This window comes from Clostridium frigidicarnis, from assembly GCF_900111985.1.
Lineage (GTDB): Bacteria > Bacillota > Clostridia > Clostridiales > Clostridiaceae > Clostridium_Z > Clostridium_Z frigidicarnis.
Genome location: NZ_FOKI01000004.1, coordinates 41,301 through 53,512, shown reverse-complemented (window position 1 = coordinate 53,512; position 12,212 = coordinate 41,301). Strand labels below are relative to the sequence as shown.

The 12,212-nt window shown below is 27.9% G+C and carries 10 protein-coding genes; 3 read left to right on the top strand and 7 right to left on the bottom strand.

Annotation, left to right across the window (positions count from 1 at the left end; genetic code table 11):
• Positions 1 to 30: 30 nt before the first annotated feature.
• The 5 genes from BM119_RS03165 to BM119_RS03145 form a co-directional block, all read right to left on the bottom strand.
• Positions 31 to 1,149 carry an ABC transporter permease gene (locus tag BM119_RS03165; RefSeq protein WP_090038834.1) on the bottom strand — a complete coding sequence of 373 codons (1,119 nt, stop codon included), beginning with the start codon at positions 1,147 to 1,149 and terminating at the stop codon, positions 31 to 33.
• Positions 1,142 to 2,284 (bottom strand): ABC transporter permease, encoded by a 1,143-nt coding sequence (locus BM119_RS03160; RefSeq protein WP_090038832.1) that lies wholly within the window; start codon positions 2,282 to 2,284, stop codon positions 1,142 to 1,144. The genes BM119_RS03165 and BM119_RS03160 overlap by 8 nt, the downstream gene beginning before the upstream one ends.
• Positions 2,285 to 2,297: 13 nt before the next feature.
• Positions 2,298 to 3,227 carry an ABC transporter ATP-binding protein gene (locus BM119_RS03155; protein WP_090038830.1) on the bottom strand — a complete coding sequence of 310 codons (930 nt, stop codon included), beginning with the start codon at positions 3,225 to 3,227 and terminating at the stop codon, positions 2,298 to 2,300.
• Positions 3,228 to 3,316: 89 nt separating this feature from the next.
• Positions 3,317 to 3,937: a response regulator transcription factor gene (locus tag BM119_RS03150; RefSeq protein ID WP_090038828.1), complete on the bottom strand. Its 621-nt coding sequence runs from the start codon at positions 3,935 to 3,937 to the stop codon at positions 3,317 to 3,319.
• An 8-nt stretch (positions 3,938 to 3,945) separates the two neighbouring features.
• On the bottom strand, positions 3,946 to 5,046 hold the full coding sequence (locus tag BM119_RS03145) for a sensor histidine kinase (protein ID WP_090038826.1): 1,101 nt from the start codon (positions 5,044 to 5,046) through the stop codon (positions 3,946 to 3,948).
• Between the two features lie 436 nt (positions 5,047 to 5,482).
• Here BM119_RS03145 and BM119_RS03140 point away from each other — a divergent pair, with 436 nt between their 5' ends.
• From BM119_RS03140 to BM119_RS03130, 3 genes are all read left to right on the top strand, one after another.
• Positions 5,483 to 6,631, top strand: a complete 1,149-nt coding sequence (locus tag BM119_RS03140) for a double-cubane-cluster-containing anaerobic reductase (protein WP_090038824.1) — start codon at positions 5,483 to 5,485, stop codon at positions 6,629 to 6,631.
• 446 nt (positions 6,632 to 7,077) lie between these two features.
• Positions 7,078 to 8,010 carry a DMT family transporter gene (locus BM119_RS03135; protein WP_242948291.1) on the top strand — a complete coding sequence of 311 codons (933 nt, stop codon included), beginning with the start codon at positions 7,078 to 7,080 and terminating at the stop codon, positions 8,008 to 8,010.
• 347 nt (positions 8,011 to 8,357) lie between these two features.
• A complete protein-coding gene (locus BM119_RS03130) occupies positions 8,358 to 9,827 on the top strand; it encodes an NlpC/P60 family protein (protein WP_090038821.1) in 1,470 nt (489 codons plus the stop codon).
• 65 nt (positions 9,828 to 9,892) lie between these two features.
• Here BM119_RS03130 and BM119_RS03125 read toward each other — a convergent pair whose 3' ends face one another.
• Together BM119_RS03125 and BM119_RS03120 are read right to left on the bottom strand one after the other, a co-directional pair.
• Entirely contained in the window at positions 9,893 to 10,156 is a 264-nt protein-coding gene (locus BM119_RS03125; RefSeq protein ID WP_090038820.1) for a DUF2651 family protein, read from the bottom strand.
• A 319-nt stretch (positions 10,157 to 10,475) separates the two neighbouring features.
• Positions 10,476 to 12,209: an NADH-dependent [FeFe] hydrogenase, group A6 gene (locus BM119_RS03120; protein ID WP_090038818.1), complete on the bottom strand. Its 1,734-nt coding sequence runs from the start codon at positions 12,207 to 12,209 to the stop codon at positions 10,476 to 10,478.
• Positions 12,210 to 12,212 lie beyond the last annotated feature (3 nt).

The window sequence follows — 12,212 nt, the reverse complement described above, 5'->3', positions numbered from 1 at the left end:
GCTTTTGCTGGCTTTATTATTTTACCCACATTAACCTACATTATCCAAATTTCTTCTATTTGCAAAAAACAAACTTAACATAAACAGAACAATTGATAATAAAATCATTGCCATAATTAAAGGCATTGCTTGTTTTATTCCATATCCCTTCTGAAACTTTTCTATTACATTCATTGCCCATCTTTGAGGACACAATCCACCTATTCTTTGCATAAACTCAGGCATAAGTTCAAAATCCCAATATGCTCCCGAAAGCATTGATGTTGGTACTATAAAGAGAATACTTACTCCTGATGCCACGGATAAACTTTTAATTCCTGATACTATACATAAGTTAAAAGCCACTGCTACTAAATTGGTCAAAAGTAATGTAGCTAAGAAATATACACTATTATCCATACCAAAATTAAACCTAAAGATTAAACACATTATATAATAAATAATTGAAGTTAGTGATGAACATATATAAAATACTATAAGCATTGATGCATAATATTTTTGTTTTGATACTTTGCTTAAAAGTATTCTATTTTGTGTTCCTCCTTTTTCATCTTGTATTATAAATCTTGTTATTGTTTGACCTGATATAAAAATTATCATTATTATAATACCTATTGAATGCATAACTGATATTTTATTTTCTTCTCTTCTGCTAAATGAATAATTAGGTATATTATCCTTATATTCCTTTTCTAAAATTCGAAATTTTTCTATATTATTTTGAGACATTTCGCTTAAGGAGTACAATATTTTATTTTCAGAATTTATTGTTGATTTTACCATTTCACTTATTTCGCTTACTTTTGCTTTTTTTATAACTATTTTTGGCTCTTTTCCATCTATAATATCTTCAGTATAATTTTTATTTATAATTATCACTAATTCTACATCCCTAGATGCTAATAAATTTTCAACTTTCTCCTCTTTTAAGTTCTCTAATTTAACCCCCTCTATTTTCCCTAATTTTTCTTTTATCCTGTAACTCATTTCTCCATTATCATTATCTACTATTCCTACTTTTTCTACCATTGATTGCCCATTTACATAGCTAAAAAGGATTGTACATATAGCTGGAATAATTATGGATACAGTTATAAAACTTTTTCTCTTTATTAATAATTTAAATGTGTTTAAAATTACATTACCCAATTGTCTTCCCCCTTTTGAGCCATCTTACAACAACATATCCTAGTACTAATATTATTGAAAGTCCTAATGATAAGGCTATAGATATTGCTGCATAATTACTTTTAATGCCTGAGCTCACACTCATTAAAGCAGAATTTACCCAGTATAATGGAGTGAATACAATTATCTCTTGAATAATTGGCATAGATTTTAACATTGATATAGGAAAATAACATCCCCCAAACATACATAAACTTATAATTATAATGTTTAATATGCTATTCATACTCTTACCGTCTTTTGTAGCTAATCCTATTACAATTCCAAGTATGGAACTAAATACACTTAAACATGCAAGTATGGCAAACATCAACCATATATTTTCTCCCCAGTTAGTTTTTAATACAATAGATGAATAAATATAAACCTCTATTGATTGTAAAACTCCTATTATTACCCCTACAAAAGCTTTTGAAATAATAAGCTGAACACTATTTGCTTTAGAAATTCTTATTCTATTAATTGTAGATGAATATTTTTCGTCATACACTGTTTCTGATATTGATGTTGATACGTATAACATTATTAAAGCTAATTCTGCAAATGTATAATATTCAAAAGAATTTATTCCTCTTAATCCCATTGATTCCTCTCTAATAGCTGAGTCATTATAGTTTTCAAAAGATTTATTATCAATAAAACTATGATTTTTTTCTTCTATACCTATTAAGGCATAATTGTCTATAAATTGTTCAAATACATTTCTAAATACTTTTCCCTCAATGGTTTCTCTATTTTTTGTTCTATAATAATCATATCCCTTATTGCTGATTGTTATAAAAGCTACTGCATATCCTGAATCAACCTTTTCTTTTGCCTCTTCAGTATTGTTAATACTTTGGAATGATATATCTAAATTATTATTTACATCTTTCATAAAGCTATGAAATGCCCCCGAATAACTGGATATTTCCTCTATATTATAAAGGACTTTAACATCATTAAAAATATCAGGACTACCTTCTTCCATAACGTCTTTTAAAGCAAATCCAAGACAGGTTATAAGTAATATAGGAAATACAAATAAAATTATTACATTACTCTTATTTCTAAAAAACTGTATAAGCTCTTTTTTCATCATATAAAAAAGTATCATTTGAACTGCACCCCTAATCCCTTAATTTTTTGCCAGTCAGTGACAAAAATACAGTTTCTAAACTAGGTGTTTCATTTTTTATATTTTCAATTATTATATTTCTTTTAGATAGATTAGAAACTATTTGTTCAATAACATTACTCTCTTTTAAGTAAGAACATTTTATTTCATTGTCATTTACCACAACTTTTTCTACCCCTGTAATGGAATTTAAACACTCTAAAACATCACAAGATTTATTATTTATAGTAATTGAATATATATTTTGATCACTAACAAGGGATTTTAAATATTCACTATTTCCTTCTGCTATTATTTTTCCATGATCCATAATAGCAATTCTGTCACATATGTCATCCACTTCTTCCATATAGTGAGATGTATATATTATTGTTGATCCTTCATTTCTTAATTGTTTTACTGAGTTTAATATATGATTCCTTGATTGTGGATCTATTCCAACAGTGGGCTCGTCCATTATTATAAGCTTAGGTGTATGAGCAATTGCACATGCCATATTGAGCCTTCTTTTCATTCCTCCTGAAAATTGTCCACTTATTTTTTTTCTAACAGACGATAATCCTACAAATTCTAGTGCTCTCTCAACCCTCCTATTTAATTCTTCTCCTTTAAATCCATATAGCGAACAAAAAAACTTAATATTTTCTTCTGCACTTAAGTCCCAATAAAGTGCAAAGTCTTGAGGTACGAGACCAATATTTTCTTTCCACCCATTTATTTTATTATTTGTTTCTTCAAATATAATTTCTCCTTTAGTTAAATTTATAAGTCCTATTATCATACCTATTATTGTACTTTTACCTGCTCCATTAGGCCCTAAGAGTCCAAATATTTCTTTTTTATTTATAAAAAAATCCACTCCATCTACTGCATTTATGTTTCCATATTCTTTACATAAATTCTTCACTTCTAAAAATTTCATTTTCATCACTCCTAAACCTATTGTATAAAAAAAGTGATTTTCTAGTTAGTTAGAAAAATCACTTTTTTATCATGACAAATGTCATATTTTTATAATTTACCCTTTAAATAATTTATAGCAATCTGTGTTCTATGTTTTAAATCAGTTTTATCTAAAATAGTTGTTATATAGTTTCTAACTGTTCCCTGGGAAATAAATAATTTTCCACTTATTTCCTTATTGCTTAATCCCTCACTTATTGCTTTTATTATATCTAGTTCTCTTTCAGTAAATTTATATTTAGAAATTTCAGGTTCACAATCTTTTCCTTTAATTTTATCTAAAATATTTTCATTCATAACTATTGTGTCATTATATACAGACTTTATTGCATGTATTATTTGTTCTGGTGAATTGTTTTTTAAAATATATCCTTTAGCACCACATTTTAAAGCTTCATTCACATAAATTTCTTCATCAAATGTAGTTAATATTAAACATTTTGTGTTACTCCTATGTGCAATTTCTTTAACTGCTTCTACTCCATTTAGTTCTGGCATCCTAATATCTATTAATGCAACATCTATTTCCTTAGTATTACACATCTCTATAGCTTCATTTCCATTAGACGCTTCTGCAACAACTTCTATTTCACTATCTAATGGAAGTAATATTTTAAGACTTTCTCTAATTAATTTATCATCATCGCATATTAAAATTTTTATACTCATAACCTCACCTATACCCCTATTATCATTGATATAGCAAACCCATCATTATTATAAAATCTTATGGTTCCGCCTATTGATTTTACTCTTTCCTCCATTCCTCTTAACCCTAACCCTCTTTTTACTTTGTTACAACCTAATCCATTGTCAACAATTTCAACTCTTATAAATTTATTATAAATTTCTATACTCATCAAAAATTTAGTAGCTTTTGAATACTTATATGCATTAGTTAATGCTTCTTTTAAATTATCTTCTATAACAATCCACTGCTCTGTACTTACTTTCCCTAGATCTCCTGATACACTTATATTTGTGGACACACCACAATTACTTTGAAACTCTAAAAGTAATATTTTTATACTTTCTATTCCTATTAGTTGTTCTTCAGGTTTTAAATCTCTAAGGACATTTCTTATATCATCCATTCCTGCATTCAAACCTGTTATTGCACTATTTAAATATTTAATAGCTAAATCTTTGTCTTTATCCATCATAGCTTTTGTAACTTGTAATTGCATTACTGAGCTGGTTACACTATGTCCTAATTTATCATGAAGTTTTTGAGCTATATAACTTCTCTCATTTAACTTAACCATGGTTTTAGTATGATTTCGGTAATTTTCCATATAGGTCAATTTTTGAATTAACTTATAGTTTTCCTCTCTTTCATTTCTATAAGAATCCTTTAGAGTATTCTCTATATATTTTTTCCTATTTAAACTTGCACTATATAAATAAATAAGAGTTGAATAAATTAAAAACATAAATACATACTCGGTGTCCATAAATATTGACATAATACCTACACATACAAAATATAGTATATTTTTGTATGTTCCAGTTATTATTTTTGTTAAAAGTATAGGTATAAGTATTATAGTGAAAAAATATCCAAAATTCATAAACACTATAATCATAAACACTTGGATTAAATTTAAGATTCTTTCATGTCTACCAATAAAATACCCACTTAGCTGTATGATAAGTAACGTAAGAACTATGAGTATATATTCAACTCCGGTTTCATATTGGAAATTCCTATCATTTATATATATTAATATAACAAATATAGATCCTAGCATCTGTATTATAGATTCTTCTTTATCCACAATTCCCCTCCAAATTAATTTCTAATATATTAATCATTATACCAAATTTATACTTTTAAAGATTCATTTTTTTTATATAATGACCATAACCTAAATTAAGGTTCGTTCCATTTTATCTATAGTATTTAAGATATCTATTAGTTTTTAAAATACAAACATTTATATTTTAGTTCTTATGCTAAAATTATATGGTGTAATTTTACACCAACTTAACTAAATTATGAAATTCCATCTATAAAACACTAAAAATTTTATTCTTAGAATTTCAAAAATATCAAAATTTAAGTTTTATGAGTAATACATATGAAATAAATGATTTTTTTATGAACTTATCTTTGGCCATGACATCACTTATATCCTACTTAAGAAATAGACGATATTAGTAATTGTAGCCATGAGATGATCAAATTATTTTACATTTCGGGGGGAATACTTAATGAAAGATTTACCAAAATTTATAAATGAATTCAGCGATGCTAGAAGAAATGCCTTTATTAAAATTAAAGAATTAAAAGATCAAGGTAAAAATATAATAGGGGTATATTGTGGCTTTGCTCCGTGGGAAGTGCTTTCTGCTTCTGGAGCAATCTCTGCTTGGCTTTGTGGAATGGATGGAGAAACTGTAGAAGATGCGGAGAGAGATTTACCTAGAAATTTATGTCCTTTAATAAAATCAAGTTATGGATATGCTATAACTGAGAAATGTCCATTTTACTATTTTTCAGACATGTTAGTTGGAGAAACTACTTGCGATGGGAAGAAAAAAATGTATGAGTTGTTAAGTAAAAGAAAATCTATGTTTGTAATGCAAATACCTCAAACTCCTAATGGAAAAGCTGCTTATGAATATTATAAAAGTGGAATATTGGAGTTAAAAGAAACCCTGGAAAAACAATTTAATGTAAAAATTACTGATGAAGCCCTTAGGGAAAAAATAGCTCTTAGAAATAGAGAAAGACAAGCTCTTAGAACTTACTATGGTCTTTCTAAACTCTGTCCCCCACCAATGACAGGTTATGATTTAAGAAAAGTCATTCAAGGGACACTATATATATCTGACAAAGAAAAAGAAATTGAAGATATAAAAACTATAACTAATAAAACTATGGAAAACTATAATAATGGTGTTAGACCTGTATCTACAAATGCTAAAAGAATACTTGTAACAGGCTGTCCCCTTGGAGATTCTACTGAAAAAGTAATTACTGCAATAGAATCTAATGGTGGTGTTGTAGTATGTTATGAAAATTGTAGTGGAGCAAAAGACGAAAGTCTTCTTGTAGATGAATCTAAAAATCCAATTGATGCATTAACTGAACGATACTTAAGAACTGCATGTGCATGTATGAGTCCTAATGATAATAGAATAGAATATTTATCTTATTTAATTGATGAATACAAAGTAGATGGTGTTGTTGAAGTAATTCTCCAAGCCTGTCATACATATAATGTTGAATCTGTTAGAATAAAAGACTTTGTCAGAAATGATAAAGACCTTCCTTATATTAAAATAGAAACTGACTATTCAACGTCTGATTTAGGACAATTAAATACCAGGATTCAAGCTTTTATAGAAATGCTATAAAATGAAGTACCAATAACTAATTAGTTATTGGTTTCAAGTTAGAGTGGACATCTTTTGGCTTAGTAGAAGTTTTGAATAAAGTTTAAAAATAAGATTAGGAAAGGTATTAAATATCATTCCTGATCTTATTTTCTTTTTAAAATTATTAGTATTGTTGATTTTTTATTAAATATATTGACATATGTTGAACTTTATATGTACTCTAGTAATTGAGGTGTATTATAACTTTATAAGGCACATTCAAAAAACAACAAGTCAGTATGCTAGTCTATTTTGTGTCATACTGCGTCAGCGATATTAGCCCATAGCCTATGCTATGAACTAATATCACCTCCTTGTCTGACACAAAATATACATGGCATCTTTGACTTGTTATTTTCTTTCATATGCCTAATACCGTTTAATTTAACTTATAGTATTTATTAATTACTTGAAAGGGGATTTTTATGAAAAACAAGGGTTATGTTTTAGTTGCTATGGCAGGTATTCTTTGGGGTTGTATAGGTTTTTTTGTTGATAATCTTATACAAAAAGGATTAACTCCAGAACAAGTTGCATTTACAAGGTTATTTTTAGGATTTTTAATCCTAGCTTTATATGCACTTATCAAAACACCTGATGCATTAAAACTTACAAAAAAAGGACTTATCTACTCTATAATTATAGGTTTTATTTGCCAAGCTATGTTCAATTTATGCTATTTCAATGCAATAAATAAAATCGGCGTGTCTGTTGCAGCAGTTCTATTGTATACTTCACCATTATTTGTTGCCTTATTCTCAAAACTAATATACAAAGAAGAAATAGACAAATGTAAACAAATATCATTACTTTTATGCTTTATAGGTGCTTTTATAGCAGTTACAGGTGGTATTTTAGACTTCTCATCTCTTAATTTTTTAGGTATATTACTTGGCATAGGTGCCAGCGTAACCTATGCTTGTATGCCTATAATAAGCAAAGGCGCTTTATCTGAATGTAAAAGTATAACTATTATAATATATGGTTTTTTATTTGGGGCAATCTTAATGATACCTCTTGCTAAACCTTGGACTATGGTAAATTACATAAAAGATACAAATACTATTTTTCTTATGCTAGGTCTTGGACTTATACCTGCTTCTCTAGCATATATTTGTTATGTATCTGGTATTTCTACTGGTATAGAATTATCAAAAGTAGGAATTATTAGTTCTGTAGAATTGGTAGTATCCGCAATAATAGGTTGGACAATTATTGGGGAATCTTTTTCTATTATTAAGTTTTTTGGTGTATGTCTTATGATTGTGTCTGCAGTGATTGTTAATTTTTCTAAAACTTCTGAAACACCTATTGATATTGTTTCAAAAGAATCTTTACAATGTAATAAGTCTATTTAATATAAAGGAACAAAAGGCTACGCCTTTTTTAGTGACAAATTAAAAGTGACAAGTGACAAGTTAATGTTAAGGCATCTGAAAAATAATAGACAAGAACACTGGTCTATTATTTTTTCAGATGCCTAATACTGCTTATTTTCAACCAAAATATCTTTTTAAAGTCTTCCTATATATTCATACTTTTTAATTCTAAGTTCCACTGCTCCTTTAACAAGTCCATATAATATCAAAAGCCTTCTAAACAGCTTATATACATAATATAACTTTTAGTTTATAATTTGTTTGTAAACCCATATTATTACACAAATTGAAAGGCAGGTGAAAATCTGATTTCAAATCAGATATATATGATTAAAGATAGTAATAAACTTAATCCAAAATATTTATTCCTTTTATTTATTTTACTTACCAGTGGAGTAATTATTTATAAATCATTATCTCAATATTTAAATCAAAAATATGAATCAAAAAATTCAGAAGATGAGATTTCAGACAAAGTTTCAGAAGAGAGCAAGATAAATTTTAATATTTCTAGAGATTGTTATGTAGATGCTTTCTCACCTAACAATTATAAACCTATAGAGAATATACCTAACGAAATGAACACTCCTAAATTTTGGATTTCAAATTATAAAAACTCTTCTTCTTTAGTTATGGATTATGATAAAGTTAAAGATTTAAATGCTAAAATATTAGAAAATAACTTAGGTGTATATGATTTAAAAAACTACTCTATGCCATCTAAAGAAGAAATCTCAAACTCCATAAAAGAGTATGCTGTAAACATAACTAAGTATTACAATGATAATAAAACTAAGTACACGTCTAAAGATGAAGCTGTTTTAAAAGATAACCTTAATCTAAATTCTATTTCGTCACCTACTTTACCACAGTACGGATTAACTTTAACTAAAACCAATATTCGTTCATACCCTGCTGATAGTGGAGCTTATAAAGCTTCTGATTCTATATTTATAGATATGTTCCAACAAAGCTCATTAGAAATCAATGAGCCTGTTGTTATATTACATGAAAGTTTAGATAAAAAATGGTATTTTATACAAGGATATAATTATAAAGGATGGTGTAGTTCTTCTAACATAGGAAAGGTTAAAAACAAAGATGATCTTTTTAATTACTTAGAAAACAATAAATTTATTATAACTACTGGAAACCATATAAACGCTTATAGCTTAGATGACAACATAAAGTACTCCTATAATATGGGTAGTAAAATTTTCTTATATGAAAACAATAATGAGACAAAAGATATTTCCCAAGAAATTGTAAATAATAATTATATAATAAAAATTCCTATAAAGGATGAAAATGATAATTTAATATTTAAAATTGGTAAACTATCCTTTAGTGAGGATACTAACTATGGGTATTTATCCTATACTATTGAAAATGTTTTGCTTCAAGGGTTTAAATCACTAGGTGAGAAATATGATTGGGGTAATAAATTTAATGGAAGGGATTGCTCTGGATATATATCATCAATTTACAACACCATGGGATTTAGGCTTCCTCGAGATACTGACCCTATGGAAAAGATACCTTGTATCTCATTAAAACTTACTGGAAATAAAGAAAAACAAATTGAAAATTTGCTTCCTGGTTCATTATTGTTTATGAATAATCATGTAATGATGTACCTTGGCAATTATACTGGCTCAAACTATATGATTCACGCTTTTAGAAATACAGGAGATGGAATCAGTGTTAATCAAGTTGGGGTTACCTCAACAAAACTTCCCTATAACACTTCAAATAGTTTTTTAGATAAGTGTTCTTCTGTACTTACTTTGAAATAATACTTATTTTAAAACTATTTATCTGATGTATAATATCTAAATGAAGATTCATTCTATAAAAACTTTTAATTAGATTTATTCCTATACTTAAGAATAGAATCTCCTGTAAGTGTCCCAATATATGAAATCACTGTATAAACAAAACACCATATCAGGAATGATGAATTAAATATAGTAAATGTAGCAACTAAAAAACCGCCGAATATAAAACCTGTTACTACTAGTTTTTTCTTTATTATAATTTGCAATAATATAGATATTATAAAAATTAATACAGGAAAAACAACTAAAACCATTCCAATTGGATCTTCATTAATACTTAAAAACATAATTTCTTTATCCTTTCTAAATCATAATTTATTAACGATATTCTTTAACTTAAATTTAAACTTTTAAAACTTACAATAAAATTTATCTAAACTAAAAGTAAGATCTAAGCAACAATACTAGTTGTTCGTCAGATATCTTTCTAACGCTTATACCTCACTTTCTTTTAATTTAAAGTCTATGATATGCTGAAGAGTAAATAAAAGATGATTCCTTTCTCTTATAAATTGCAGATTATAATTTACATACTGGCACTTATAAAATAGGAATCATCTTTTTATATTTATTTAATTAATTTTAGAATTTACTTTCACTAACCTATTATTTTTTGCCATAATGTGTATGAAGTAATTCATGAGCTTTATGGCTATTAGGATTTTCTAGAAATTCATTATACACTTCTTTTATGACTGGATTATCATGTGATTTTCTTAATTTATTATTTGTGTCTTCAGTATAAAGACCTTCCATTCTCTTTTTAAGTATTTCCCTATTACTCTTTATAAATGGTTGTCCTCCACCATCTATGCATCCACCCGGGCATGCCATTATTTCAATAAAGTCATACTTACACTTTCCATTTTTTATGTCTTCCATAATTTTTTTAGCATTACCTAATGAACTTGCTACTGCAATTCTTACTTCTTTTCCATTTAAATTTACATTTGCTTCTTTTATTCCTTGAAGCCCTCTAACTTGTTCAAAATTTACGTTTTCTAGAGTTTTTCCTGTAACCACTTCATATGCTGTTCTTAAAGCCGCTTCCATAACTCCACCTGTAGTTCCAAATATAACTCCAGCTCCAGTTGATTCTCCTAGTGGATTATCAAAGTTTGCATCTTCTATATCCTTTAAATTTATTCCTGTTTCTTTAATCATCTTGGCAAGCTCTCTTGTAGTTATTACAACATCTACATCTCTTATGCCATCTCTACCCATTTCTTCTCTTTTAGCTTCATATTTCTTAGCAACACAAGGCATAACTGAAACCACAACTATATCTTTAGGTTCAATGTTTAATTTTTTAGCAAGATATGTTTTAGCTATAGCTCCAAACATTTGCTGGGGAGATTTACAACTTGATGGAAGATTTAAATATTCTGGATACTTATCTTCAATAAATTTAACCCACGCTGGACAACAGCTAGTTATAAGTGGAAGATTTTCTCCTTTTGTAAATCTATCTACAAATTCATATGCTTCTTCCATAATAGTTAAGTCTGCACCAAAATTAGTATCGTATACTCCATTAAATCCTAATGTTTTTAATGCTCCAACCATTTTGCCTGTTGTAATAGCACCACTTTCGAATCCAAACTCCTCTCCTAATGCAACTCTCACTGCTGGAGCTGTTTGTACTAAAACGAACTTATTTTTATCACCAAGTACATCCCACACTTTGTCATAGTCCCTAACTTCTCTTAATGCACCGGTTGGACAGACTGCTAAACATTGACCACAATAAGTACACTCAGTTTCACTTAATGGCTTATTAAAAAATGTTGATATAACAGAATTAAATCCTCTTTCAACATTTGTTAATGCATGTACCTTTTGAACATCATTACATGCTGTAACACACCTTCTGCATAAAATACACTTATCCATATCCCTTATAATTGATGGTGAACTGCTGTCTATTGGATACCTAGATATTTCTCCTTCATATTTAATTCTTTCTATGCCGAAATCCATAGCTAATTTTTGAAGTTCACACTTAAGGTTCTTTTCACATTTCAAACAATCCTGAGGATGATCAGATAATAATAAATCTAAGATTGTTCTTCTTGCTTTAAGAACTCTAGGAGTATGAGTTTTAACATTCATTCCCTCTGAAACATCAACTGAACAAGATGGTATTAATGAGCCTTTTCCTTCAACTTCAACTACGCATATTCTACATGTACCTTTACAATTTCTAGTTTGTCCATCTACCATATGCATATTGCAAAGTGTTGGTATTTCTATATTAAGTTTTTTAGCTGCATCTAATATAGATGTACCCTTTGGCACTTCTACTTTTTTATTGTTAATAGTTAAATTAACCATGGTCATATC

Excerpts from the sequence above, each read along its gene's own strand:
- BM119_RS03160 (WP_090038832.1), bottom strand. The coding sequence starts at position 2,284 with ATGATACTTTTTTATATGATGAAAAAAGAGCTTATACAGTTTTTTAGA.
- BM119_RS03155 (WP_090038830.1), bottom strand. The coding sequence starts at position 3,227 with ATGAAATTTTTAGAAGTGAAGAATTTATGTAAAGAATATGGAAACATA.
- BM119_RS03120 (WP_090038818.1), bottom strand. The coding sequence starts at position 12,209 with ATGACCATGGTTAATTTAACTATTAACAATAAAAAAGTAGAAGTGCCA.
- BM119_RS03140 (WP_090038824.1), top strand. The coding sequence starts at position 5,483 with ATGAAAGATTTACCAAAATTTATAAATGAATTCAGCGATGCTAGAAGA.
- BM119_RS03130 (WP_090038821.1), top strand. The coding sequence starts at position 8,358 with ATGATTAAAGATAGTAATAAACTTAATCCAAAATATTTATTCCTTTTA.
- BM119_RS03135 (WP_242948291.1), top strand. The coding sequence starts at position 7,078 with ATGAAAAACAAGGGTTATGTTTTAGTTGCTATGGCAGGTATTCTTTGG.
- BM119_RS03125 (WP_090038820.1), bottom strand. The coding sequence starts at position 10,156 with ATGTTTTTAAGTATTAATGAAGATCCAATTGGAATGGTTTTAGTTGTT.
- BM119_RS03150 (WP_090038828.1), bottom strand. The coding sequence starts at position 3,937 with ATGAGTATAAAAATTTTAATATGCGATGATGATAAATTAATTAGAGAA.